At 71.2% G+C, this 25,319-nt stretch carries 23 protein-coding genes; 11 read left to right on the top strand and 12 right to left on the bottom strand.

Annotation, left to right across the window (positions count from 1 at the left end; translation table 11 throughout):
* The first annotated feature begins 5 nt into the window (after positions 1–5).
* Positions 6–860 carry a metallophosphoesterase gene (locus MKK88_RS07855; RefSeq protein ID WP_243998540.1) on the top strand — a complete coding sequence of 285 codons (855 nt, stop codon included), beginning with the start codon at positions 6–8 and terminating at the stop codon, positions 858–860.
* Positions 861–996: 136 nt separating this feature from the next.
* On the top strand, positions 997–1,875 hold the full coding sequence (locus MKK88_RS07850; protein WP_243998538.1) for a transporter: 879 nt from the start codon (positions 997–999) through the stop codon (positions 1,873–1,875).
* Between the two features lie 48 nt (positions 1,876–1,923).
* Here the strand turns inward: MKK88_RS07850 and MKK88_RS07845 are convergent, their stop codons facing one another.
* Positions 1,924–3,369 carry a homospermidine synthase gene (locus MKK88_RS07845; protein ID WP_243998536.1) on the bottom strand — a complete coding sequence of 482 codons (1,446 nt, stop codon included), beginning with the start codon at positions 3,367–3,369 and terminating at the stop codon, positions 1,924–1,926.
* A gap of 371 nt (positions 3,370–3,740) precedes the next feature.
* Between MKK88_RS07845 and MKK88_RS07840 the strand changes: the two genes are divergently transcribed.
* The 3 genes from MKK88_RS07840 (at position 3,741) to MKK88_RS07830 (ending at position 8,213) form a co-directional block, all read left to right on the top strand.
* Entirely contained in the window at positions 3,741–3,917 is a 177-nt protein-coding gene (locus tag MKK88_RS07840; RefSeq protein ID WP_243998534.1) for a hypothetical protein, read from the top strand.
* A gap of 93 nt (positions 3,918–4,010) precedes the next feature.
* Positions 4,011–4,694, top strand: a complete 684-nt coding sequence (locus MKK88_RS07835) for an invasion associated locus B family protein (protein ID WP_243998532.1) — start codon at positions 4,011–4,013, stop codon at positions 4,692–4,694.
* Between the two features lie 135 nt (positions 4,695–4,829).
* Positions 4,830–8,213 (top strand): hypothetical protein, encoded by a 3,384-nt coding sequence (locus MKK88_RS07830; protein ID WP_243998531.1) that lies wholly within the window; start codon positions 4,830–4,832, stop codon positions 8,211–8,213.
* Between the two features lie 42 nt (positions 8,214–8,255).
* Here MKK88_RS07830 and fliP read toward each other — a convergent pair whose 3' ends face one another.
* The 3 genes from fliP to MKK88_RS07815 form a co-directional block, all read right to left on the bottom strand.
* A complete protein-coding gene (fliP, locus tag MKK88_RS07825; RefSeq protein ID WP_243998529.1) occupies positions 8,256–8,966 on the bottom strand; it encodes a flagellar type III secretion system pore protein FliP in 711 nt (236 codons plus the stop codon).
* Positions 8,967–9,037: 71 nt separating this feature from the next.
* On the bottom strand, positions 9,038–10,105 hold the full coding sequence (locus MKK88_RS07820) for a flippase-like domain-containing protein (protein ID WP_243998527.1): 1,068 nt from the start codon (positions 10,103–10,105) through the stop codon (positions 9,038–9,040).
* 60 nt (positions 10,106–10,165) lie between these two features.
* Positions 10,166–10,609 carry a hypothetical protein gene (locus tag MKK88_RS07815; RefSeq protein WP_243998524.1) on the bottom strand — a complete coding sequence of 148 codons (444 nt, stop codon included), beginning with the start codon at positions 10,607–10,609 and terminating at the stop codon, positions 10,166–10,168.
* A gap of 191 nt (positions 10,610–10,800) precedes the next feature.
* Here MKK88_RS07815 and MKK88_RS07810 point away from each other — a divergent pair, with 191 nt between their 5' ends.
* Positions 10,801–12,120 carry a capsule biosynthesis protein gene (locus tag MKK88_RS07810; protein WP_243998523.1) on the top strand — a complete coding sequence of 440 codons (1,320 nt, stop codon included), beginning with the start codon at positions 10,801–10,803 and terminating at the stop codon, positions 12,118–12,120.
* A 98-nt stretch (positions 12,121–12,218) separates the two neighbouring features.
* Entirely contained in the window at positions 12,219–12,503 is a 285-nt protein-coding gene (locus MKK88_RS07805) for a hypothetical protein (RefSeq protein ID WP_243998521.1), read from the top strand.
* A gap of 215 nt (positions 12,504–12,718) precedes the next feature.
* Here the strand turns inward: MKK88_RS07805 and MKK88_RS07800 are convergent, their stop codons facing one another.
* The 8 genes from MKK88_RS07800 to MKK88_RS07765 form a co-directional block, all read right to left on the bottom strand.
* Positions 12,719–14,080: a sigma-54 interaction domain-containing protein gene (locus MKK88_RS07800; protein ID WP_243998519.1), complete on the bottom strand. Its 1,362-nt coding sequence runs from the start codon at positions 14,078–14,080 to the stop codon at positions 12,719–12,721.
* 72 nt (positions 14,081–14,152) lie between these two features.
* Positions 14,153–14,485: a flagellar motor switch protein FliN gene (gene fliN, locus MKK88_RS07795; RefSeq protein ID WP_243998517.1), complete on the bottom strand. Its 333-nt coding sequence runs from the start codon at positions 14,483–14,485 to the stop codon at positions 14,153–14,155.
* 10 nt (positions 14,486–14,495) lie between these two features.
* Positions 14,496–15,107, bottom strand: a complete 612-nt coding sequence (locus MKK88_RS07790; RefSeq protein WP_243998515.1) for a FliH/SctL family protein — start codon at positions 15,105–15,107, stop codon at positions 14,496–14,498.
* Positions 15,104–16,150, bottom strand: a complete 1,047-nt coding sequence (locus tag MKK88_RS07785; protein WP_243998513.1) for a flagellar motor switch protein FliG — start codon at positions 16,148–16,150, stop codon at positions 15,104–15,106. The genes MKK88_RS07790 and MKK88_RS07785 overlap by 4 nt, the downstream gene beginning before the upstream one ends.
* A gap of 23 nt (positions 16,151–16,173) precedes the next feature.
* Complete coding sequence (gene fliF, locus MKK88_RS07780; RefSeq protein ID WP_243998511.1) at positions 16,174–17,805, bottom strand: flagellar basal-body MS-ring/collar protein FliF; 1,632 nt, start codon at positions 17,803–17,805, stop codon at positions 16,174–16,176.
* Between the two features lie 218 nt (positions 17,806–18,023).
* Complete coding sequence (locus MKK88_RS07775) at positions 18,024–18,299, bottom strand: DUF1153 domain-containing protein (RefSeq protein WP_007569077.1); 276 nt, start codon at positions 18,297–18,299, stop codon at positions 18,024–18,026.
* Between the two features lie 91 nt (positions 18,300–18,390).
* The gene (locus MKK88_RS07770; RefSeq protein WP_243998509.1) at positions 18,391–19,074 is read right to left on the bottom strand and encodes a flagellar hook assembly protein FlgD; all 684 of its coding nucleotides are present in this window, start codon (positions 19,072–19,074) and stop codon (positions 18,391–18,393) included.
* Positions 19,075–19,149: 75 nt separating this feature from the next.
* Positions 19,150–20,763 (bottom strand): flagellar hook-length control protein FliK, encoded by a 1,614-nt coding sequence (locus tag MKK88_RS07765; RefSeq protein WP_243998507.1) that lies wholly within the window; start codon positions 20,761–20,763, stop codon positions 19,150–19,152.
* 250 nt (positions 20,764–21,013) lie between these two features.
* On the opposite strand from MKK88_RS07765, the gene mnmA reads away from it, so the two are divergent.
* The 4 genes from mnmA to MKK88_RS07745 all read left to right on the top strand — a co-directional run bounded on the left by mnmA (position 21,014) and on the right by MKK88_RS07745 (position 25,304).
* On the top strand, positions 21,014–22,168 hold the full coding sequence (gene mnmA / locus MKK88_RS07760) for a tRNA 2-thiouridine(34) synthase MnmA (protein WP_243998505.1): 1,155 nt from the start codon (positions 21,014–21,016) through the stop codon (positions 22,166–22,168).
* A gap of 25 nt (positions 22,169–22,193) precedes the next feature.
* The gene (locus tag MKK88_RS07755; RefSeq protein WP_160533634.1) at positions 22,194–22,847 is read left to right on the top strand and encodes a class I SAM-dependent methyltransferase; all 654 of its coding nucleotides are present in this window, start codon (positions 22,194–22,196) and stop codon (positions 22,845–22,847) included.
* Positions 22,844–23,632, top strand: a complete 789-nt coding sequence (locus MKK88_RS07750) for a TVP38/TMEM64 family protein (protein WP_243998503.1) — start codon at positions 22,844–22,846, stop codon at positions 23,630–23,632. The genes MKK88_RS07755 and MKK88_RS07750 overlap by 4 nt, the downstream gene beginning before the upstream one ends.
* A 217-nt stretch (positions 23,633–23,849) precedes the next feature.
* On the top strand, positions 23,850–25,304 hold the full coding sequence (locus MKK88_RS07745) for a sensor histidine kinase (RefSeq protein ID WP_243998501.1): 1,455 nt from the start codon (positions 23,850–23,852) through the stop codon (positions 25,302–25,304).
* The last annotated feature ends 15 nt before the right edge of the window (positions 25,305–25,319 follow it).

Here is a 25,319-nt window from a genome sequence, read left to right as displayed (position 1 = left end):
CCCCCATGCGCATCTTCCCGATCTCGGACCTCCACCTCGAACGGCGGCGCCTCGACCTGATCGCGCCGCCGAGCGAGCCGTTCGACCTGCTCGCCTGCCCGGGCGATCTCTACGAGGGGCACCCCGAGCGCGGCTTGGCGGGCCTGCTGCACCTCGCGCAGGGTCGGCCCATCGTGCTGGTCCCCGGAAACCACGAGCGCTACGCCCCGACCGGCGACGGGCGCACTGCACCGGACTTGCTGGCGGCCCTCGAGGCGGAGGTCGAGCGCCTGAACGGCCTCGGCGCCCGGATCCATCTGCTCCAGCGGGCGCAGGCCTGCATCATCGACGGGGTGCGCTTCGTCGGCACGACCCTGTGGAGCGACTGGTCCCTCGCCGGCCGCTGGCTCGATGCCGAGACGCCGGGGCGCCCGGAGGATCCTGTCGCCTACGCAGCCGCGCGCATGACTGACCCCGTCACCGGCTCGCGGGAATATCTCGGCTCGATCCGGAAGGCCGACGGCAGCCCCTGGCAGCCTGCGGATGCGATGGCCGAGCACCAGACCGAGCGGGCGGCGCTGCACGCGGCGCTCCGGTCACCGCATGACGGCCCGACCGTGGTGGTGACCCATCACCCAGCGAGTCCGCTCGCGGCGGATGCTTACCGGGGCGAACCCGGCGTCCCCTGGTGGGTGCCGGCCTTCTACGCCTCCACGGCGCTCGACGACCTCGCCGATGCCGAACGCCCGGATGCGTGGATCTCCGGGCATTTCCACGCCGGCAACGATAGGACGGTCGGGCGCTGCCGCTGGGTCTCGAACCCCGTGGAGGGGACGACCTACCGGCCGGACTTCGCCCTGGCGGTCGGGACGGAGATCTAATCCCGGGCCAAGCGCCCGTCGGACCGGTGCCGTGCCGGACCGCACGGCTTGGCCGTGACGCGGGGATGCGCACGCGCGCGGCGTCCGTCCCATCCTGATCGGCCCCGGCTGTCGGGGCCCGCAATCGGGATTCTCGATGGCCGCATACCGTTTGACGTCACGCACCCTCGGGGCGGCGCTCACCATCGTGATCGCGTCCGGCGCCCGCCCGGTGCAGGCCGGCTCGGCGGCGCAGCCCGGACAGACGGTGGGGCTGCCGGTCGGGGCGCAGCTTCCGGTCGGGCTCTACTTCGTCAACCTGTCGAGCTTCGGCACGCGCAGTACGCGCCCCCGCGACTCCTCGACCAACGTCAACCTGCCGACGCTCGCCTGGGCGACGCCCTGGGACGTGGCGGGCGCCCGGCTCCAGTTCTTCTTCACGCAGCCGGTCACGGCGGCGAGCAGCCAGGGGGCGGCTTATCAGAGCGGCATCGGCCAGCAGCTCCTGGCCGCGCAGCTTGCCTGGGATCTCGGCGGCGATGTCGGCGTGAGCTATCTGTTCGGCGGCTATCTGCCGATCCAGACGCGCTTCCTGACCCAGTCGGCCTCGCTGACCCACCGCTACGCGGCGAGCTACACCGGGCAGGACTGGAACCTGACCGCGAACCTGCTCTACGGCGTCTTCCTCGACACGCGCTCGCCCTCCGGGACCCTCTATCCGGACTACCTGAACCTCGATCTCACGATGACGCGAAAGTTCGGCAAGTGGCAGGTCGGGGCGGTCGCCTATGGGTCGAGCGATCTGCCCACGGGGGTGGGAAGCCACCGGCCGCAGGGGCAGATCGCAGTGGGCGGCCTCGTCGGGTACAATTTCGGCCCGGTGAACCTGCAGGCCTACCTCACTCGGGACGTCGTCGAGCGCAACTACGGCGGGCGCGAGATCCGCGGCTGGCTGCGGGCGATCGTGCCGCTCTATCAGGACGCGAGTGAGGTCGAGCCGAACCGCACGTTGGTGACGCGGCGTCAGGCGGAATAGGCCGGTTTCGGTGGCCCTCCTCCCGGGCAAGGAGAAGGGCCTCTGCCCTCAGCCGTGGACCAGCACGTTCCGGAACTGCCACGGATCGCTGGTGTCGATGTCCTCCGGGAACAGGCCGGGACGGTCGGTGAGCGGCGTCCAGTCCGTGTACACGCCGACCACCGGGCCGAGATACGGGGTCTGGACCTCCAGGCAGCGGCGGAAATCCATCTCGTCGGCCTCGACGATGCCGGCCTCGGGGTTCTCCAGCGCCCAGACCATGCCGGCGAGCACCGCCGAGGTCACCTGCAGGCCGGTGGCGTTCTGGTAGGGGGCGATCCGCCGGGTCTCCTCGATGGAGAGCTGCGAGCCGTACCAGTAGGCGTTCTTCTCGTGGCCGTAGACGAGCACGCCGAGCTCGTCGATGCCGTCCACGATCTCGGTCTCGTCGAGAATGTGGTGCTGCTCCTGCACCTTGGCGGCCTTGCCGAACATCTCGTGGAGCGACAGCACCGCGTCGTCGGCCGGATGGTAGGCGTAGTGGCAGGTCGGCCGGAACACCGCCTGTCCGCCCTCCTGCACCGTGTAGTAGTCCGCGATCGAGACCGCCTCGTTGTGGGTCACGAGGAAGCCGAACTGCGAGCCGGCGGTCGGCACCCAGGTGCGCACCCGGGTGTCGGCGCCCGGCTGCAGCAGGTAGATGGCGCAGCGCGAGCCCTTCTCCTGCTCGCGGGCATTGGCGGGCTTCCAGGTCTCGTGCGTGCCCCAGCCGAGTTCGGCCGGCTGGTTCCCCTCGGAGACGAAGCCCTCCACCGACCACGTGTTGACGAAGACGCCGCGCGGCTTCGGGGTCTTGGCGCGCTGCGTGTCCCGCTCGGCGATGTGGACGCCCTTCACGCCCAGATCCTTCATCAGCGCGGCCCACTCGGCCTTGGTCTGGGGCTCGGGCCGCTGCAGGCCGGTATCCTGCGCGATGTTGAGCAGCGCCTGCTTCACGAACCACGAGACCATGCCGGGATTGGCGCCGCAGCACGAGACCGCGGTGGGGCCGCCGGGCTTCTGGGCGCGGGCGTCGAGGATGTCCTGGCGCAGCGCGTAGTTGGTGCGGTCACCCTGGCTCTTGGTCTTGTCGAAGTAGAAGCCCGGCCATGGCTCCGCCACCGTGTCGATGTAGAGGGCGCCGAGCTCGCGGCAGAGTTCCAGGATGGCGCGCGACGAGGTGTCCACCGAGAGGTTCACGCAGAACCCCTGGCCACCGCCCTCGGTGAGAAGCGGGGTGAGGACATCGCGATAGTTCTCGGGTGTCAGCGCCACCTTCTCGAAGCGCAGGCCGTGCTTCTTGGCGAGCGCCCGGTGGGTGTCGACCGGGTCGATCACCGTGAAGCGGGCCTTGTCGTACGTGAAATGGCGCTCGATCAGGGGCAGCGTGCCCCGGCCGATCGAGCCGAAGCCGATCATCACGATGGGACCGCTGATGCGGCCATGGATCGGGTGACGGGTCGGCTGATCGGTCATTCAGGATATCCTTGGGTCTGGCGGATGCGTGGGCGTCCGCGCGGTCTGGCCAGCGGGCGGGTTATGGCGCGCATGTGACACTGCGGCGACAGGTCGACGCATGCGCCGCGGCGCAGCCGATGGAGCATCGCCGAAAGCGGCTCAATGGCGGCTCACCCGGGCCCGGTCAACCATCCGCTGCATCGAGTTGTAAACACAACGTTGACGCGCCATGTCCCACGCCATGAGCTGGATGCATGATGCATCCGCGCCGTGCCCTGTGGCCAGCGTCGGTCGCGGCTCTCATATTGCGGTGCAACAAGGCGGCCGAGATGAGCGCCAAGCTAGGGATCTCCGGAAGCGTCCGAGACCACCGCCCGTTGGAGTCCGTCATGCTCGCTCTCATTGCCTCCCGGATCCCCGGCCCGGTCACCGAGACCGCGGACCGCGATCCTGGCTTCCTCACCCTGGTGTTCGCCTGCGCCCGCGCCGTCCGCACGGGCGCCGAAGCGTCCTTCGCGCGCCGCTGCGCCCTGGCCCGCGCCGCCGGCGGCCCGAACCCGCTCTGAGGGTCTGGCCTCGGCCCGTCGGCGCAATTGCGTCATCCCCGCTTGGGCTTTAGGCGGCTCTGCCGTTCCATGGCTCCGGGGGTTGTTGATTCCATGCCGACGATTCGCGCGCTCCTGCGCTCCAGCCTGACCGTCACGGTGTTGCTTGCCCTCCCGCTGGCGACACCGCGGGCCCAGGATGCCGAGCCGGAGGCCGCCCCGGCTGAGGCGCTGCCCAAGGCCCGGCCCAAGCCCAAGCCCAAGCCTGTCGCCCCGAAGCCTGCGGCCAAGCCCGTGGCCGCGGACCCCGCGCCGGCGGCCGCCGCAGCGGCGCCGGCCCATGCCGCGTGGCCCCCAGGCGCCAGCATGGTGACCGAGAGCTACGGCGACTGGTCGATGACCTGCACGCATCCGGGCGAGACGATCACCTGCATCATCGCCCAGGCGCAGGGCGATTCGCAGACGGGCCGGCGCAAGTTCGGCATCGAACTTCAGACGCCGAAGGATGGCCGCGCCGAGGGGATCGTGATGATGCCCTTCGGCCTCTCGATCGAGCCGGGCATCACCTTCAAGCTGGATGAGCAGACCCTCGGCAAGGGCGCGCCCTACACCGCCTGCGGGCCGGACGGCTGCTTCGTGCCGATCAGCTTCCCGGCACTCGCCCTCGACGGCATGCGGACCGCCAAGACGCTGTTCGTGATCGGCCACAAATCCGGCAGCAGCGATGACGCCACGATCACGGTTCCGCTGGCGGGATTCACCCAGGCCCTCGACCGCGCCGTCGCGCTGAGCGGCTGACGCACGGCGATCCCGCCGATTTGCGGTTTACAGTTAAGGCCGCGTTAGTGGCCCCGCCCCAGGATGGCCGCGATATGTGGCGCCGCGCGCCGCGGCCCCACCGGTGCCGCGCGCCGGGATCGGATCGGCGAGGCGATGGGATCGGAGGACGGGCGTCCCCGGATCGGTCAGGGGCTCGGGCAGTGGCTGCTGCGCGCGTCGCTCCCGGTGCTCGCCCTGTTGGCCGCGGTCGATCCGGCGTTGGCCGCCAGGCTGATGGGCGCCAAGGGCGCTGAGACCGGAACCGGTCCCGGCGGCTACGGCCGTATCGTGCTCACCTTCGACAAGCCCGTCGCCGTCAAGGCGAAGCTCGCCGGCGGCGTGCTGCTCCTCGGCTATGGCGAGCGCGTCGCGCAGGGGCCCGAGCGGCTGGCCGACGAGATGCCCGCCTACGTGTCGAGCGTCCGGCGCGACCCGGACGGAACCGCGCTGCGGGTCGCCCTGCAGCGGCCCTACCGGGTCAACCTGCAGATGGCGGGCGAGCGGGTCTTCGTGGATCTGCTGCCGGAGGGCTGGGCCGGATTGCCGCCGCCGCTGCCGCCCGAGGTGGTGGCCGAGCTTGCCCGCCGCGCCCGCGCCGCCGAGGAAGCACTCAGGGCCCGCATCCCAGAGCCGGTACGCAAGCCCCTGTCCCTGGAACTCGCGCTCCTCCCCACGCTGACGCGCCTGTCGCTGCGTCTGCCCGCGGAGGCCGTCACGACCCTCACCACGGAGGGCAACGCGACGCGCCTGCGGGTCGTCGGCCCCTGGACCATCGATCCGGCCGGGACGCGCGGACGTCCCCGGCCCGGCATCGCCAAGCTGGCGACCGAGACCGATGCGACTTCGGCCAGCCTGCTGGTCACCCCCGAGGACGGCTTCCAGATCGGCTCGGAACGCGAGGACGAGGCCTTCCTCCTGGATGTCGTCCGGCGCAAGCCGGCACAACCCGCCAGCGCCGCCATACCAATCCCGGGGCCGTCGGCGCCGGCACCGGTCGCCGCCGCGCCGACGGCCTCTGTCCCCCCCGCCGCGCCAGCCCCGGCTGAGGCGCCGCCCGTTGCGGAGCGTCCGACCGCGCCGTCCCCGATGCGCGCGGCCGGGTCCGGCCTGGTCTTCCCGTTCCACGCCCTGCCGCCGGCCGTGCTGTTCGAGCGCGGTGGTGTGGTCACGCTCGCCTTCGAGTCCGCCGAGCCGGTCACGGTGCCGTCCGCTCATCAGGGCTTCGTGCCGGTGGGCGGCCCCACCCGGACCGGGCCGCTCACGGTCCTGCGCTTCGCAGTCCCCCAGGGCCGCTTGGTCGACCTCAACGCGGTCTCGACGGGGGGCGGAGTCGGCTGGGAACTCTCGGCGGGCGACACCCTGAGCCCGAGCGACACGATCGATCCCGTGCGCAAACCCGATGGTTCGGGTCGCGTCGCGGTCTCCCTCGGCCTGCCCCGGCCGGGCTCGGCGACGTGGCTCGACCTCGACGGCGAGCGCATCGCCGTGGTCACCTCGGCCGCCCAGCGGCCGGTCGGCAATCCGAAGAACCGGCGGTTCGTCGATTTCGAGATCCTGCCGAGCCGGCATGGTCTCGCGGTGCTGGCCAGCGCCGACGATCTTGCGGTGCGGCCCGACCTCGATACGGTGACGATCGGCCGGGCGGGCGGCCTCGCCACCTCGGCGAGCGTGCGGCAGGCCGAGGTCGCCCTGGCCGAGCCGGGGGATCTCGTCATCACGCCCGAGGCCTGGAACCGGGCGCGGTCGGGAAACGTGCGCGACACCATACGCGCGGCCCTCGAGGCCGCCGCCGCCGCGAACCCGGCCGATCGCGGCCCGGCGCGGCTCGCCCTCGCCAAAACCTATCTCGCCAATGGTCTCGAGCCGGAAGCGCTCGCGGCGATCGAAGCGGCGGCCGCCGACGATCCGCTGCTGGCCGGCCAGCGCAACACGGCCCTGCTGCGCGGCCTCACGCTGGTGCGGATGGGGCGCAACGCCGACGCGCAGAAGGCCTTGTCCGCCCCGATCCTCGCCGGGAATCCGGAAGCCGCCCTGTGGCGGGCGATGGCCTCGGCCGGCACGGGGGACTGGAAGGCGGCCGAGACCGGCTTCCTCAAGGTCCTGCCGCTCGCCCATGAATACCCCACGGATCTGGCGCAGACGATCCGCGCGACCGCGGCCGAATCAGCGATCGAGACCGGTGATGCCGAAACGGCCGCCGCCCGCGCCGAGGGGGCCCGCGACCTGCCCACCTGGGTCCGTGACCGGTTGGCCCTGGTCCGCGCCCGCGTCTCCGAGGCGACCGGTCAGGTCGAGGCGGCGCTGGACGCCTATGCCCGCCTGGAGGCGGCAGCGGTCCGTCCGGTCTCCGTGGAGGCGACCCTGCGCGGCACGTTGCTCGCCCGGTCCGCCGGCCGGCTGACGCCGGAGGCCGCCACCGAGCGCCTGGAACGGCTCGCCCTGACCTGGCACGGCGGCCCGATTGAGGAAGCCATCACGGCGGGCCTGGCCCGGCTCGATCTCGCGGCCGGCCGCTGGCGCCAGGCCTTCACGGCGGTGCGCCGGGCCAATGCCTTCGCACCCAGCGCCCCCGCCTCGGAGCCGCTCTCCCGCGAGGCGCAGGCCGCCTTCGAGAGTCTGTATCTCACCGACAAAGGGGAGACCCTGTCGGGGGTCGAAGCCGTGGCCTTGTTCTTCGATTTCCGCGAGATGAGCCCGATCGGGCGGCGCGGCGACGAGGTGGTGCGCCGGCTGGCCGACCGCCTCGTAAGCCTCGATCTCCTCGATCCCGCCGCCGACCTCCTCCAGTACCAGATCGACAACCGGCTGACCGGTCCAGCCCGGTCGGCGGTCGCGACGCGGCTCGCCACGGTGCGGCTGATGGACGACAAGCCACTGCAGGCGCTGAAGGTCCTCGACGCCACCGAGATGCCCGAACTGCCGGGCGATCTGAAGCGCGCCCGGAACCTGATCCGCGCCCGCGCCCTGTCGGACCTGACCCGCACCGATCTCGCCCTGGAGACGATCGAGGAGGAGAGCGGGCCGGATATCGAGCGCCTGCGGGCCGACATCTACTGGGGCGCCCGCCGCTGGCGCGAGGCCGGCGAGACGCACGAGGCGCTGCTCGGCGAGGCGTGGCGCTCCGGCCAGCCGCTCGACGCGGCGTCCCGGGCCGATGCCATACGCGCCGCGATCGCCTACAACCTTGCGGCCGAGGCGATCGGCCTGGAGCGGCTCAAGGCGAAGTTCTCGGAATCCATGGCGGCGAGCCCCGACGCGCGCACCTTCGCGCTGCTCACGGGGACGAATCCGACCCGTGCCCCAGGCTTCCGCGCGGTGGCGGCCCAGGCCACCAAGGCCGACACGCTGTCGGCCTTCCTCGCCGAGTACCGCAAGCGCTATCCGGAGTCCGCCGTACCCGAACGGGGGAAGGCCAAGCCCGCCGACGAGGCCGGTTCCGAGCCGCAGGGTGGCGACCGGCAGAGCAACGCCGAGACCCCCGGCACGCCGCCGGGATGAGCGGCCCCCGAATGGTCGAGGCCTGACCACGGACCGCCTCGGTCAGCTCCCGTAGCTCTGCACCAGCGAGCCCGCCACCAGCGTCCACCCATCGACCAGAACGAAGAAGATCAGCTTGAACGGCAGGGAGACCGTGGCGGGCGGCAGCATCATCATGCCGATCGCCATCAGCACCGAGGCGACTACGAGGTCGATGATCAGGAACGGGATGAACAGCAGGAAGCCGATCTCGAAGGCGCGCCGCAGCTCCGAGATCATGAAGGCCGGGGTCACGATCTCGAGCCCGACATCCTCGGGCCCCTTCGGCGCCGGCACCTTGGCGAGGTCGAGGAACAGCTTGAGGTCCTTCTCGCGGACGTTCTTCAGCATGAAGGTCTTGAACGGCGCCGAGGCGCGCTCGAAGGCCTGGGCCTGCGTGATCCGCCCGGCGATCAGGGGCTCGATCCCCGCGCTGTAGGCGGCGCGGCCGGTCGGCGCCATCACGAAGGCGGTCAGGAACAGGGCGAGGCTGACCAGCACCGCGGTCGGCGGCGCCGTCTGGGTGCCGAGCGCGGAGCGCAGCAGCGAGAGCACCACGACGATCCGGGTGAAGGCGGTGGCCATCACCAGGACCGAGGGGGCGACCGCCAGCACGGTGATCAGCGCGACGAGCTGGAGCGCCCGCTCGGTGGTGCCGCCCGCGCCGAGGTCGAGGGTGACGCTCTGGGCGAGGGCCGGCGAGGCGACGAGCAACGCGAGGGCCGGGATCGCCATCAGACCCAGGCGCCGGCGGTTGCGCCTCGAAGTGGAGCGCGTCGGGGTGTCGGGTACGGCGGGCGTTGGGTTCACGGGCGGTCGCAGGTCGGCGCGGCGGGGCGCACGCCCTCGCGGCGCGCTTCGAGGTTCTGCCAGACGAGGAGCGACGGCAGGCCGAGCACCACGTCGGGCACCCGGCGGGCGAGGGACAGGGCGATGGCCGTCCCGGCATCGATGCCGAACAGGCCGCAGACCAGCACGAGCCCGCCCTCCTGCACGCCGAGCCCGCTCGGCACCAGGAAGGCGGCGGCCTTGATGGCTTGGCTCAGCGACTCGATCACCAGGATGTCGGTGAGCCCGACCCGGTCGACCCCGATGCAGGTGAGCACGACCAGGATCTCGGTGGCGCCGAGGAGCCAGGCCAGCGCGTGCAGGAGGATGGACTGGGCGAGCCGGCCCCGCCGCCCGGGCGCCCAGATGGCGTCCAGCGCGCCCTGGATGCGCTGGCCCGGCTCGGGGCGCGCCTCGGTCTCCCGCACGAAGCGCCGGCCGAGGGCGGCGATCCGGTCCTCGATGTGCCGCACGATCCCGGTCCGCTGCAGCGCGAAGAACGCCGCCACCGCGAGCGCCGCCACCGCCAGGGTGCGCAGGGTCCAGTCGGCGAGTTCGGCCGCCTGCGCGCCTTCGATCCGGCTCAGGAGGCCGGCCCCGAGGCCGGCGAACAGGGCCAGCGTCCCGACCTGGAACAGCAGGTCGGCGAGCACGGAGGCGGCGGCCAGGGAGCCGGCGACGCCCCAGAAGGTGAGAAGCCGCGCGCCCAGAACCTCGCCGCCCACCGAGGCGACCGGCAGCAGGACGTTGATGCCCTCGCGCACGAAGCGCAGGATCAGGCAGGCGGAGGCCGGCGCCGGCGACAGCCCGTCGAGGATGCGGGCCCAGGCGATGCCGCACACCACCAGCACGAGTGTCCGCACCAGCGTGACCCCGACGAAGCCCGCGACGCCGATCCGCCCGAAGGCCGTCGCCACGGCCTGGAGATCGTTGGTCGCCACCAGCCAGATCGCGAAGCCGAGCCCGATCAGCGTCCCGAGCAGCGGCAGGCGGCGCACGAGGGCGCGGACGACCCGGCGCTTCCCGGATGGGCGTTCCCCCGTCACGGCTGCGGCACGCGCGTTACGCGTCGGGAGGCGGGCAAGAGCAGCTCCAGGTTATGCCGATCAGGGGGGCGGCGGCGATTCGTCGGGCGATACCGGCGCTAGAGCGGTATTGGGGCCGAATTCGGGGGGCGGACGGCGCGACGGAACGGGATGGAGGACGGCCGCGAGGGCCGCCGCGGGCTCGGCCCCGGGATCGAGCAGGATAACCCGGCCGGCCGCGAGGCTCGCCCCGGTCGCGACCGCGATGGCGCGCTTCGGGCAGGGGCCGAGGCATCCCGACTCGACGACGCAGAGCTTTCTCCGTCCGCCTGCCGCGTCCCTGGTGGCCTGTTTCCCGGCCTTCTTCAGCAGCGCGCGCACGGCCCGCGGGCGCAGGCCCTGCCGCTTGGCGCATTTGGCACAGACGACCACGACCTCGGTCAGCTTGGTCTTGGCAGACCGACTGGCCGCCCGCTCGGAGGGGCGGCGCTCCGTGTCGCGGGCGGCGTTTTGCTCTGTCATCATCCAGAGACTCTAGGGCGTCATGGTGCGGGCTGGTACCTCGCCCGTCGCCGCGGGCCCCGGGACAGGCCCGGGCGTCTCCGCGGGTGCCATAAAAAGGGCCTAAAAGAACGGGATTCCGGAACCGCGTACGGGCCGCCTTTCGGCCGGCGCCGCCTCGGCGGAACCGGCGCAGACCCAGGAACAATGAGCGGATGAGCTTCGACGACGACGTCAAGGTCAAGGACGATGCGCGCGAAGGCGAGATCGTAACGTTCGCCGCCTCGACGATGACCGAGCTGCGGCGGAGCGCCGAGACGGTCCGGCCGGTTCCGGAGAAGCGCGGCACCCAGGCCCTGGCGGCCGCGATTCGCCAGCGGCTGGACTGGACACGTCTGCCGGGCCTGCGCCCGCGCCAGGAGGACACGTCGACCTACGGGGCGCGGGTCATCCGCCGGGTCAGCCTGTTCGTCCTGCTGCCGACCCTCGTGGTCGCGCTGTACCTGTTCGGATTCGCATCGAACCAGTACGTCGCCGAGGCTCAGTTCACCGTCCGCGGCAACGTCGAGCCGATGGAGCAGATCTCGCTCGGCCAGTACACGAATCTGATCCAGAAGCATAACAGCCAGGACAGCTTCATCGTCCGCGACTACATCAACAGCCAATCGATGGTGGAATCGCTCGAGAAGAGCATCGGCCTGTCCAAGATGTTCTCCCGCCAGGAAGCCGATTTCTGGACGCGCTTCGATCCGCGCGACCCGATCGAGGATCTGACCCAGTACTGGCGCAAGCACGTCGACGCGCATATCGATTCGATCTCGGGCGTGATCCGCCTGTCGGTCCGGGCCTTCACGCCCGAGGACGCCCTGACCATCGCCCGGGAGGTGGTGGCGCGCTCCGAAACGCTCATCAACAACATCTCGAAGCGCGCGCAGGCCGACATGGTCGTCCAGGCCGAGGCCGACGCCAAGACCGCGCAGGATCGTTTGAGCAAGGCGCATCTCGCCCTGCAGGCTTTCCGCAACCAGTGGGGGGTGATCGATCCGGTCAAGTCCGCCGAGGGGACGCTGACCACCCTGACGATTCTCCGGAAGGAGAAGCTCAAGGCGGAGAACGATCTTCAGGTGCTGCGCAGCTCGACCCTCGACGAGCGCTCGCGCTCGATCCAGACGCTGGTCGCCAACATCGCGGCCATCGACCAACAGATGAAGACGCTGCAGGACGAGATGACGAATAGCGGTGCCGTCGCGGGCGGGCCGAACCTGACCGAGGCCCTGTTGCAGTACGAGGGTCTCCTCGTCGAGCGGACCATCGCCGAGAAGCTCGAGGAATCGGCCCACCTGCTCCTCGACCGCGCCCGCGTGGCGGCCAGCAAGCAGCATATCTTCCTGGCGACCTTCGTCCCGCCGGTCCTGCCGACGGACAGCCTCTACCCCGAGCGGGGCCACACGCTGCTGGTCGCGTTCTTCTGCTTCTGTGTTCTCTGGAGTTCGTCCTCGCTCTTGATCGCCGGCATCCGCGACCAAAGGATGTAGGCGGCCCCCACGCGGGCTCTGGATCCCGCGCCACGCGGTCTGTAGAGGGGGCTGTCGGGCGGTTCCGGCGCCGGTGGAAGAGCGAAGACCAAGGGTCCATGTCGGATTTCTCCGATCTCGTCGCGAAGGCGATTCAGCCGTCGATGACCCGGGAGGAGCGCGAGGCGGTCTACACCGTGGTCCGGCAGGCCGTGCTCCGCCTGCAGGAACGGGAGGCCCTGCCGCCCAACGACCCCCGCGTCGCGCTTCAGCGCCACCTCGTCGAGGAGACGATCCGCGACGTCGAGGGCGATGTCGCCCGCTACGCATCGCTGCGCAAGCTCGACGCGGCCTTCGCCGCCCAGAACGAGGCCGACCGGGCGGCGAAGGGCGGAAATCGGTAGGGCGCAGGCACGGCTGAAACGGATCACGGGGATACAGCGGTCGCGCCGATGCGCATGCAGGCTACCCGATTGTCCGTTTGCCTTCGCCTCACACCACCTTCAAGGAAAGGCGCATTTCCCCTCCCCCTTACGGGAGGAGCCCGCGTCGGCGTCGTTGCCTGAACTGGGCGTGCGCCCGGGCAAGGGGATCCGCGCCGCGTTCCGAGAAGACGGCATCACCCGCAGGCGACGCCCGCCCGCATGCTCCCGGGCTCGGCGACGTCGAGGCCCGCCGAGACGTACTCGTTGAGCTTGTTGCGCAGGGTGCGGATCGAGATGCCGAGGATCTTGGCCGCATGGGTGCGGTTGCCCAGGCAATGGTCCAGCGTGTCGAGGATCAGGTCACACTCCACCTGCGCCACGGTCCGGCCAACCAGTCCGCGGGTCGCGGCTTCGGCCGCCTGCACGGCGCGCATCGCCGGGCCCTCCATGGCGATCGCCTCGCCGTCCGGAGACAGGAGGGCCTCGGGTCCGATCGTGTCGCCCGAGGCGAGCAGGACCGCCCGGTGAAGGGTGTTCTCCAGCTCGCGGACGTTGCCGCGCCAGGGGTTCTTCAGCACCAGCGCGCGTGACTCGGCCGAGAGCGGGCGGGCCGGCACGCCGTTCACCGCGGCGTATTTCTTCGCGAAATGCGCCGCGAGTTCCAGGATGTCGGCCGGCCGCTCGCGCAGGGGCGGCAGCTTCAGGGCCACGACGTTGAGCCGGTAGAACAGGTCCTCGCGGAACGTGCCCTTACGGACCTCTTCGGCGAGGTTGCGGTTGGAGGTGGCGAGCACCCGGATGTCGACCCGCACCGGCGCGGTGCCGCCGACCCGGTCGATCACCCGCTCCTGAAGGGCGCGCAGCAGCTTGGCCTGCAGGCGCACATCCATCTCGGAGATCTCGTCCAGCAGCAGCGTGCCGCCATTGGCCTCCTCGAACCGGCCGATGCGCCGCGCGACCGCGCCGGTGAACGCGCCCTTCTCGTGGCCGAACAGCTCGGATTCCAGCAGGGCCTCGGGGATCGCCGCGCAGTTCACCGAGACGAAGGGCTTGCCGGCCCGGTTGGACTTCTGGTGGACGTGACGGGCCAGCACCTCCTTGCCGGTGCCGCTCTCCCCGGTGATCAGCACCGAGGCCTCCGAACGGGCGACCTGCTCGGCGAGCTTGACCACCCGCTCCATCGACGGGTCGCGCCACACGAAGGCGGCGCGGTCGGTGGCCACCGCCTCCAGCACGGCGGCGATCATCTCGGGATCCGGCGGGAGCGGGATGTACTCCTTCGCGCCGGCCCGGATCGCCGCCACGGCGGCCGAGGCGTCCGCCGAGACGCCGCAGGCGACCACCGGGGTGCGGATCCGCTCCGCCTCCAGCGCCGCGACCAGTCCGGCGATCGGCAGCGCCACGTCGATCATGATCAGATCGGCGCCGCGGGCGCGCAGCACGTTGAGGCCCTGCGGCACGGCATCGGCCTGCGTCACGGAGGCGCCGCGCTGCATGGCGATCTTGGAGGCGGTGATCAGCTCGCCATTGAGCCGCCCGATCATCAGGAGCCGCATGGTTCGTCCCTCTCAACTCTCATGGCGCGGACCGCCCCCCGGCGACCGGCCTGAAAAAACGATTCGCCCGGCTCACTCGCCCTTGACGATCTCGGTCATCGTCACGCCGAGCCGGTCCTCGACGAGGACGACCTCGCCGCGGGCGACCAAGCGGTTGTTGACGAACACGTCGATCGCCTCGCCGACCTTCCGGTCGAGTTCGAGCACCGCGCCGGGCGCCATCCGCAGCAAGTCGCCGATGGGCATCCGGGCGGAGCCCAGCACCGCCGAGACCATCACGGGGACGTCGAAGAGCTGCTCCAGGTCGGCGGCGGTCTTCGGCGTGGTCGGCGCGTCGCGGATCGAGCCCCCCGCGTGCTCCGGGTCTTGCTCGCCGAGCTGGGGCAGGCTGAAATCGTCGGACATCCGGGTTCCTTTACGGGCTCGTCGGCAGGCCGAGGGCGTCGAGCACGGCCGCCTCGATGCGGGCGCGTTCCCGCACGATGCCGCCGTCGGCCCACTCGATGCGGGCATCGCCCGCCGCCATGTCGGGATCGCCGAGCACGACGAGGCGGCCCTCGTAGCCGCGCTCGCGGGCGAGGCGCTTCATCAGGGTCTCGGCCTCCTCGACCAAGCTGTCGTGGACCCGCACCACGAGGTGGGGCACCCCGCGCAGGTGCTGGAGGGCGGCGCGGGCCGCCTCGCCGATGCCGGCGAGCGGGGCCGCGTCGAGGGCGTCGCCCGCGACCTTCCGGGCGATCAGCATCGCGACCTCGACGGCCTGAACCTCCCGCTCGGCATCCCGGGCATCGGCCTGGGCGATGAGGCCCGCGGCGGCCAGCGCCAGCCGGTTCAGGGCGTCGGCGAGCCGGCCCTGGATCTGCGCCTCGGCCTGGATCCGCCCGTCCTGCAGGCCGCGGGCATGGGCCTCGGCCTCGGCGCGGGCGACGGCCTCGGCGGCGCGCTGCGCTTCGGCGCTGGGGCGGGCGCTGCGGAAATCGGTCTCGAACAGGAACGGCTTCGCGCTCCGGGCGGCCTGGGCGCTCAATAGACCAGCTCCTCCTCGGCGCTATTCTTGGCGATCATGATCTCGCCCTTCTCGGCGAGGTCCTTGGCGATCTCGGTCATCTTCGCCTGCGCCTCGTCCACCTCCTTCAGGCGGACCGGGCCGAGGGAGGCGATCTCGTCCGTCAGGTTCTTGGCCGCGCGGGTCGACATCTGCCTGAGGAAGAAGGCGCGGGTCGGCTCGTTGGCCCCCTTCAGCGCCCGGCACAGGGTCTCGTTGTCGATCGAGCGCATCAGGGTCTGGACGCTGCCCGAATCGAGCTTCAGCAGATCCTCGAAGGTGAACATCAATTCGCGGATGCGCTTGGCCGAGCCGCGATTCGCCTGATCCAGGGCGGCGAGGAAGCGGCCTTCCGTCTGCCGGTCGAAGGCGTTGAACACGTCCGCCATCATCTCATGGGCGTCGCGCCGTTGCGTCTGCGCGATGGTGGAGACGAACTCGACCCGCAGCGTCTCCTCGATGTGGCGCAGGGCCTCCTTCTGGACGGTCTCCATGCGCAGCATCCGGTTGAGGCAGTCGATGGCGAAATCCTCGGGCAGGATGGTGAGCACCTTGGCGGCGTAATCGGCCCGCACGCGCGACAGCACTACCGCCACGGTCTGTGGGTACTCGTTGCGCAGGAACGAGGCGAGGATCTCTGGATCCACCTGGGCGATCGAGGCCCAGACGCGCTTGCCGGACGCGCCCTTGATCTCCGCCATGATCAGCGAGACCTGATCGCTCGGGAAGATCTTGAGGAGCAGCGCCTCGGTCCGCTCGAAATTCGACGAGATGCCGCCGCTGTTGCCGAGCTTGGTCACGAATTCGATGATCAGCTTATCGACCGTGGCGACCTCCAGCGTGCCGAGCTGGACCATCGCGTGGCTGACCTTCTTGACCTCCTCCTCCTCCAGCATCTGCCAGATCGGCGCGCCTTCCTCCTCGCCGAGCATCAGCAGGAGCGCCGCGGCGCGCTGCGGCCCGGGCATCGACGCGAAGGAATCGCCGCCCACCGCCGCCAGGGTATTTGCCAGACCTGCCGCCATCGCTACGCCCTCGCTCCCCTACGCTACTCTTCCTGGATCCAGCCGCGCAGCACCTCGACGGTCTCGGCGGGACTCGCCCGGACCATGTCGACCACGCGCTGGACGGTCTCGGCCTGGACCTGACCGTTGATCTTGGCGAACTCCATCAGCCGGGCGGTGGGGTTGTCCCGCTCCAGGACGGTGATGGTCCCCGCGGGCCCGGCGATCGCCGCAGCGTCGGCTGCGCCGCCCATCCCCGGTGCGGCGAGCGACGGCGGGGCCGGCACCGGCGCCAGCACCTGCTTCACCAGCGGACGCACCACGGTGAGCAGGACGATCAGGGTGAGGAGCGCCAGCACGGCGAGCTCGGCCATGCGCAGCACGTCCTCCTTGGTGGGGGCGAGCAGCGACTGAATCAGAGTCGGCTCGGTGAATTGCGGCAGGCTCGGCGCCTCGGCGAAGCGGAGATTGACGACCTCGATCTGGTCGCCGCGGGCCTTGTCGAATCCGACCGCGCTGCGCACCAGGGCGGTGATCCGCTCGATCTCGGCGGGCGCGCGGGGGCTGTAGGTCTGCTTGCCGTCCGGTGCCGTCGCGTAGACGCCGTCGACCACCACCGCCACCGACAGGCGTTTGACCCGGCCGCCCTCGGCGATCTCGGTCTTGGTCACCCGGGAGATCTCGTAGTTCGTGGTCTCCTCGTTCTTGTTGGTCAGGTCCTTCGGGGCGGGCGCCTTGTCGGTGGCGTTGGCGCCGGGCAATTCGTTGCCGACGCTGACCTGCCCGTCGGCATTGCTGGTCTGCGACGATTCGGTCCGGGTCTGGGCCGAGCGGACGACGCGGCTCTCGGGATCGAAGGTCTCGGACCGGCTCTCGATCCGGTTGAGGTCCAGTTCGGCGTTGACCTGCACCCGCGCCCGGCCCGGCCCGACGATGCCGGCGACCACGTCCTCGATCTGGCCGCGCAGGCGCCGCTCCAGGGCGACCTGCCGGTCCTCGAAGCCGGCGGCGGCGTCGGCCTCCGCGTCCCGGGCGCCATCGGCCAGCAGCCGGCCGCGCTCGTCGACGATCGAGACCCGCTCGGGCTTCAGGCCCTCCACCGCGGAGGCCACGAGGTGGCGGATCGCCCGGACCTGCCCGGCATCGAGGTCGCCCATCAGCTTCAGCACGATCGCGGCGCTCGGGTTCTCCCGGTCGCGCTCGAACAGGCGCCGCTCTGGCAGGACGAGGTGGACCCGTGCCGCCTGGACCCGGCCGATCGCCCGGATCGAGCGGGCGAGCTCGCCCTCCAGGGCGCGCAGGTGGTTCACGTTCTGCACGAAGTTGGTGGACGAGAACGCGTCGCCCTTGTCGAAGATCTCGTAGCCGACGCCACCCTGGGTCGGCAGGCCCTTGCCGGCGAGGTCCATGCGCAGCTTGGCGAGGTCGGCCCGGGGCGCGAGGATGGTCTGGCCCGCCTCCCCGCGGGTCTCGTAGCGGATGCCGCGGCTGTCGAGGTCACGGACCACGGAGGCCGAATCCTGCATCGACAGGTCGGAGAACAGCACGCCCATGTCGGGGCGCGAGACCCGCAGGATGATGAAGGCGAAGAAGCCGATCAGCGTCAGCGTCACCGCCGCCATGGCGGCGATCCGGGCCGGTCCGAGCTTCGTGACGAGATCGAGGACCGGCTTCACGGGCGGGTTCGCTGCACTCTGAACGCAATGCGGGCCCCAGCGGCTCGCCCGGCAGAATTTGCCCAGGACGTGGTTAGCGGGGCGTTAATGCCGGGCGCCGCAGCCCCGGATGAGGGTGGCTGAAACGGCACGAAGCCGCGCCCGGTGTCGGGACGCGGCTTCGCAAGGCTTCGGGATCGGGCGGTTCGGGCGGAGGGGCCCATTCCGGTGATGCCCGCTCAGTGCCGGTAATGCTGGATCCGCGTGGTGCGCAGGCCGGCGAGCCCGTGCTGGTCGATTGAGAACTGCCAGCTGAGGAATTCTTCGGTGGTCAGGGTGTAGCGCTTGCAGGCCTCCTCCAGGCTGAGGAGACCGCCGCGCACCGCGGCCACCACTTCGGCCTTGCGCCGGATCACCCAGCGGCGCGTGCTCGGGGGCGGCAGATCCGCGATCGTCAGGGGACTGCCATCGGGCCCGATCACGTACTTTACTCTCGGGCGGCTAGGTTCGGTCATGATACGCTCTACACTCGACTGACCTGTCGAGGCTTCAAGGTACTTGCGCCCGCTTAAGAGATGTTGAAGCGAGTCACTCGGATGTGATTCGTTAAGTGCCACTTGTGGACAACCCGATCGTCTGCACGCTCGAAAGCGGCACTTTCTGCGCGCCGATCAGCAGGACCGGCGACGAACCGCTGAGATCGACTTCGTCCACCGTCCCCGACAGGCTGGTATCGACCGCGACGGTGGACCCGGTGGCATCGGTGGCCGCGACCTTGATCGAGTAGGCGCCATCCGGCGCGGTCAGACCGGCCGAGGTCTTTCCGTTCCACGTGTAGGTCTGACTTCCCGCGGTGAGCGAGGTCGTCTGTGTCGCCACCACGTTGCTGTTGGAATCGAGGATCGTGATGACGGCCTTCGAGGCGGCGCGGGACGGCGTCAGCGTCCAGGCGGCCGAGCCGTCGGAGAGCTGCGAGGCGGCCCCGCTCGCCGTGATGGTCTTGCCGATGTAGCTGGTCGCCGTGGCGGAACTCGCCGATTTCGAGGCGGTGAGGATGTTGTCCAGCCGGTCGTTGGTCTTGAGCTGCTGCTCGACGCCGGCGAACTGCACGAGCTGCTGCGTGAACTGATTGGTATCCATCGGGTCGAGGGGATTCTGGTTCTTGAGCTGCGTGGTGAGCAGCGTCAGGAACTGCGTGAAGTTGCTGGCGATCTCGGTCGCGTTCCCGCTGCTCGAGGCCGTGCTGGAGGTCGACGCCGTGCTGGCGAGGCTCGATATGCCGCTGGTCATGCTGGTCTCTCCCGTGCCGCGCCCGAGGCGCGGGCGCACGATGGTTGCGTGTCGTTCGGCGAGGGGCCGCCGCGCCTAGATCCTGATGTCGAGCCCGCCGTAGCCGCGCAGCCACCGGGTCGGGGCGATCTCCTGCGGGACCTCGGCCTGATCCCGGGTCCAGCCGGACGCTCCCCCCTGGGGGGAGCCGCCCGGTTGGCCATTGCCGCCGCCACTCTGTGCGCTGCCGTCGCCGCGCAGCGACAGGTTGAGGCCGCCGGCCGATGGATCGAGCCCGGCCTGCGTCAGGGCCTGCTGCAGCTGGTTCGCGTCGCGCTGGAGCATCGCCAGGGTCTCCGGACGTTCGACCACGAGATGCGTCGTCACCGTTCCGCGGGCCTTGTCGATCTCAAGCTTCACGTCGACCCGCCCGAGTTCGATCGGGTCGAGGCGAATCTGGAAGGCGTTCGATCCGTTCAGCGAGCGCAGGCCGATCGCCATCGGCACCTGCCCGATGGGGATTGGCGGATCCGTCTGGACGGTCGCCGTCTGGGTGGACGCGGCCTGCGCCGCACTGGCTGTTGCGGCAGGGGCGGTCGGTGTCGCGGGCGCTCCGCCCGGATTGGCCAAGCCTGTCGCCTGCGGCGCAGCGCCCGCGGCACCAGAGTCCGCCGGGCCTGCGGCCTGGCCGGCATCGGCGAGGGCCGCCAGAAAATCCGCACCGGGACCGGACGCCGCGCCCTGCGGATCGCCCGTGCCGGTCTGTGCGGCCGCGACGGAGTTGAGGCTCGGATCGACCGGCTCGGGCCGGGCCGCGCCGGCCGATGCCTTCGCGCCGAGAGCCGCCCCGGAGATCCCCGTGATCTCCGTGCCGCGCGCCGCATCGGCCTTGCCCGTGCCGGAGGGGGTCGAGCCCGATGACGCCAGGCCGTATTGGGCGGCTGCGGCGCCGACCGGGAGGGAGCCCGACCCGCTCCCGGTGCCGACCGTCTCCGAATCGGTCGCCGATTCCTCACCTTTGGTGGTGGCGATGCGGGCCGTGGTACCCCCTGACAGCCCGGCGAGCAGGCTCAGCAGCGTCGCGGCGGGATCAGGCTGGGCAGCTTGTGCCGGAGCATTGGCTGGGGCCGGCTGCGCGGCGGGTTCGGGTTGCGCGGGGGGGGCGGTATCCGGGACCGGTGCTTCCGCCGCCGGATCCCGCGCCGGCGTGGTGTTTTGCGAAGCGGAATCGGTCTGGCCAGGGGCCTGAGACGGCGCGCGCTGCGCCGTTGGAGCGGACGCCGCGGCGTGCGGACCGGGACCGGCACCGGGATCCTCGACGCCTGAGGCCGCGGCCTGCGCGGAGGCACCCGGCGTTATCGCGGTTGCAGCACGTCGCGGCTGGGCGGCCGCCGAACGTCTGTCCGCGGCCCGGGCGTCGGCCTCCACGGCTGCGTCCCGGTTCCTCTCGGACGCCGCCCGGGCGGCGTTGGCGTCCGTGCGCTGCGTCGCCTGCCGCGCCCGCGCCGCATCGGTGGCGTCGCGCTGACCGGTCGCGCGGGCCTCGGTGGCTGCGGCATCCTCCCGGGTCCGGGCGGCGTCGAGCGCCGCACCGAACCGGTCCTGCGCGGAAGTGCCGGACCGCGCGGCGATCCCCGCCGCGTCCCAGCTCGTCCGCGCGGAGGGCATCCACCCGGTCACATCCAGCCGATCCGTCGCACCGCTTGCCATTCCGGGCTCCTTCCGGTGGTGGTGCAGCAAGGCGCACGCCAACGGCCCGTAGCGGTAAGCCTCTGGTAGGGCGTATCTTTTTCGGAAACCTGCGCGCGGGGCCGGGGACGAAGCTGCCGCCTGCCCGGCAGGATCTGCCGGGTGGTCATACCCAAGCGGGCCGTTCGCCCTGGAAAGCCGGCCGGACTCCCGCTATAGACGCCCGGTGCAGCCGGGACGCTTCCGAGCAGGCGGCTGCGGATCCTCGTTGATGAACGCCCTCGATCTTCCCAAAGCCCCCCACGAGACGCGCGTCGTCGTCGCCATGTCGGGCGGCGTCGATTCCTCCGTGGTCGCTGGGCTCCTGAAGCGCCAGGGCTTCGACGTGGTCGGCGTGACGCTCCAGCTCTACGACCACGGCGCGGCGAGCCACCGCAAGGGCGCGTGCTGTGCCGGCCAGGATATCCACGACGCCCGGGCGGCGGCCGAGCATCTCGGCATCCCGCATTACGTCCTCGATTACGAGGACCGGTTCCGCGACGCGGTCATCGAGAAATTCGCCGAGAGCTACCTCGCGGGCGAGACGCCGATTCCCTGTGTCGAGTGCAATCGCACGGTGAAGTTCCGCGATCTCCTGGGCCTCGCCCGGGACCTGAACGCGGACGCGCTCGCCACCGGCCATTACGTGGCGAGCCGGCCGCTGCCGGGCGGCGGGCGGGCGCTGCATCGCGCCCTCGATCCCGCCCGGGACCAGAGCTATTTCCTGTACGCCACTACGGCCGAGCAGCTCGATTTCCTGCGCTTTCCGCTCGGCGAGATGGAGAAGACCGAGACCCGGGCTCTGGCCAAGGAACTCGGCCTGTCGCTCGCCGAGAAGCCGGACAGCCAGGACATCTGCTTCGTCCCTCAGGGCCGCTACAGCGACGTGATCGCCCGCCTGCGCCCCGACGCCGCCCGCCCGGGCGAGATCGTCGACCTCGCGGGCCACGTGGTCGGACGGCACGAGGGCATCGTACATTACACGGTCGGCCAGCGCCGGGGCCTTGGTCTCTCGGGGCCGGAGCCGCTCTACGTGGTGCGGCTGGAGCCGGATGCCGCCCGCGTGGTGGTCGGCCCGCGCACGGCGCTCGCCACCACCCGCATCCGCCTCTCGGAGCTGAACTGGCTCGGCGAGGAGCCGGTCGAGTCCGTGCGGGACCTGCCCGTGGCGGTGCGCGTGCGCTCGACCCGGCCGCCGCGCCCGGCGACCCTCACGGTCGGGCTCGACGGTACCGCCGAGGTGGTGCTTGCCGAGCCCGAGGACGGCGTGTCGCCGGGCCAGGCCTGCGCGATCTATGCGGATGACGGCCCCCGGGCCCGGGTCCTTGGCGGCGGCACAATCCGGCGCGTCGACGCGTTGTCGGCCCGGCCCCGTGAGGCCGCCTGATCTCAACCTCTGGAATTGACGAACGATGCTGAGCGAGCCGCAGACGGCCGGGCCGAGCACGGCCCTGATGCGCAAGGCCTATGCGCGCTGGGCCCCCGTCTACGACGTGGTCTACGACAAGCTCACCGAGCCGGCCGCCCGCGCCGCCGTCGAGGCCGCCGCCGAGCACGGGCCGCGGATCCTGGAGGCCGGCGTCGGCACCGGGCTGGCTCTGGGCTACTACCCCAAGGCGAGCTTCGTCTGCGGCGTGGATCTTTCGGAGGATATGCTCAAGCGTGCCCGCGCCAAGGTCCGACGCCGGAACCTGTCGCACGTGAAGGGCCTCCAGGTGATGGATGTCTGCCACCTGGGCTATGCCGATGCGAGCTTCGACGCCGTGGTGGCGCAGTTCCTGATCACCCTGGTGCCCGATCCCGAGGCCGCGATGTCGGAGTTCCTGCGGGTGGTGCGCCCCGGCGGCGGCATCGTGCTGGCCAACCATTTCGGCCAGAGCGAGGGCCCGGTCGCCCGGGTCGAGGAGATCGTGGCGCCGCTCTGCACCAAGATCGGCTGGTCCTCGGACTTCAAGGCGACGCGGATCGAGGCCTGGGCCCGGCGCAACGGCGTCGAGGTGATCGGGCTGAAGCCGACCTTCCCGGGCGGGTTCTTCAAGATCCTGCGGATGCGCAAGCCCGGGTGAGCGCAGCCGTACCCGTCGCCGAAGGGGCCCGCGAGGGCCGCTGGAAGCGCGCCCGGCGCTGGCTGCCGCTCGTGCTGCTGCTCGGCATCTCGGCGATCGTGCTGGTGTCGGGCGCGGCGCAGATCCTGAGTCTCGATCGCCTGCTCGCCTCGCGGACTTGGCTGCGCGGTTTCGTCGAGGCGGATTATGCGCGCGCGCTGGTCTCAGCCTATTGCCTCTATGTCGGCGCGGTTGTGGTATCCGTGCCGGCCACGCTGATCCTGACCATGATCTGCGGCTTCCTGTTCGGAATCGTGCCGGGGGCTCTCACCGCGGTCTGCGCCGCCACCACGGGGGCGGCGATCGTGTTCGCCATCGGCCGCGGCCCGGGGGCCGACCTGCTCCGCCGGATGGGCGGCACCCGCCTCGCCGCCCTCGCCGAGGGTTTTCGGCGCGATGCCTTCGGCTACATCGTGGTGCTGCGGCTGCTGCCGCTGTTCCCGTTCTGGGTGACCAACCTCGCGCCCGCCGCCTTCGGGGTGAAGATGCGGATCTTCGTGATGGCGACCTTCCTCGGCCTCCTGCCGGGTGCCTTGGTGTACGCCACCACGGGGGCGGGGATCGAGGATGTGGTCGCCGCCCACGAGGCCGCCCGGGCGGCCTGCCGCACAACCGACGGAGGCGCCTGCGACCGGGCCGTCGCCCTGAGGGACCTCGTGACGCCCAGGATGGTGGCGGGTCTCGTGATGCTGGCCGTCTTCGCTCTGGTCAGCCTGGTCCTGAGCCGGCGTGCGCGGCGGGCCTGAGATAGGCGGCCCGATGCCGGGCGTGTTGGTCCGTGTCTCGACGCGCATGCAACCGCTTGCGGGCGGCTCCATTATAGTGCTCACGGCCAAGAGGCTGTATGGCCTGTCAAACTGTGGCTGCAATCATGTCTTCCGCGAAGGCCGGAACAGGCTCGAGCAACTGCGACCGTCACGTCAGCGATCCGCATCCGCGACGCTGGGGCGGAGCTTGATCGGTATGCCCGTCGAGTCCGACACCGTGATTGCGGCCGCCCCCCGGCCGGCTTCTGCGCCGGCCCGCGATGGGGCCGACCGGCGCCGGACGCGTCTCGGCCTGTCCGGCCGGCTGTTCCTCGTCACCGTGGCCTTCGTGGTGGTGGCGGAGGTGCTGACCTACGTGCCGGCGGTGGCCAATTACCGGATCGAGTGGATGTCCAACCGGCTGGCGGCCGCGCAGGTCGCCGCCCTCGTCCTCGACGGCCGGACGGGCGAGCCGGTCTCCGAGGCCCTGGAGAGCCGGCTGCTCGCCGGCGTCAATGCCCGGGCCATCGCGGTGCGCGGCGCCGGCACGCAGCGCCTGCTTGCCATCGAGGCGGTGCCGGAACGCGTCGCCGATACGGTCGATCTGCGCGACGTCACGGCCTTCTCGGCGATCCGCGGGGCGTGGCGGACCCTGGTGGCCCCGACGCAGGAACCGATCCGCGTCGTCGGGGAGGGGGGCGGCGGTTTCGACCGGGTCGAGATCCTGCTCGACGAGGCTCCGCTCCGAGCCGCCATGGTCGATTACGCGTTGCGGCTGCTGGTCTCCTCGCTGATCATCGCGGCCTCGGCGGCGGGGCTGGTCTTCGTGGTCCTGCAGGTTCTGATCGTGCGCCCGGTGCGGCGGCTGGTGACCAGCATCACTGCCTTCGCGGACGATCCGGAGGATGCCGGCCGGATCATCGCACCGCCGCGCCGCAGCGACGAGATCGGTCAGGCCGAACTAGCCCTCGGCCGGATGCAGCGCAGCCTTGCCGATCAGCTTCGGCAGAAGCGTCGGCTGGCCGAGCTGGGCCTCGCGGTCAGCAAGATCAGCCACGAACTGCGCAACCTCCTCACCGGCGCGCAACTGCTCGGCGACCGCCTCGAAGGCACGGCGGATCCGACGGTCCAGCGCGTCGCGCCCCGGCTCGTCGGCACGCTCGCCCGGGCGATCCGCTTCTGTGAGGCGACTCTGGCCTATGGCCGTGTGACCGAGCGGACACCGCGCCTCGCCCGTACGCCGCTGGCTCCCATCTTTGCGGAGCTTCCGGACCTTGCCGCCCTGTCGACCCATCCCGTGGCCGTGCAGGTGAAGGCAGGCGACCTCACCGTTCAGGCCGATGCGGAGCAACTCAGCCGGGCGCTCGCCAACCTCGTGCGCAACGCCGTACAGGCCCTCGACGGCGCCAAGGTCGCCGGGGCCGCAGTGCAGGTCGCGGCCGCCCGCGAGGAGCCGGGCCGGATCACAATTCTGGTCGCCGACAATGGCCCCGGCCTGCCGGCGCGCGCCCGGGAGAATCTGTTCGCGCCGTTTGCGGGCTCGACGCGCTCCGGCGGCACCGGGCTCGGCCTGCCGATCGCCGCCGAGTTGATCGCGATCAACGGCGGCACGTTGACTCTCGACGCGGGCGAGGGCGGCGCCCAATTCCGGATCGTGCTGCCCGAGGGCTGAGGATCAGCCCCGTGA

The sequence above is a fragment of the Methylobacterium sp. E-005 genome, assembly GCF_022829725.1.
Taxonomy (GTDB): domain Bacteria; phylum Pseudomonadota; class Alphaproteobacteria; order Rhizobiales; family Beijerinckiaceae; genus Methylobacterium.
Note: the sequence above shows the minus strand (reverse complement) of the source record. Positions and strands in the feature narration are given on the sequence as shown.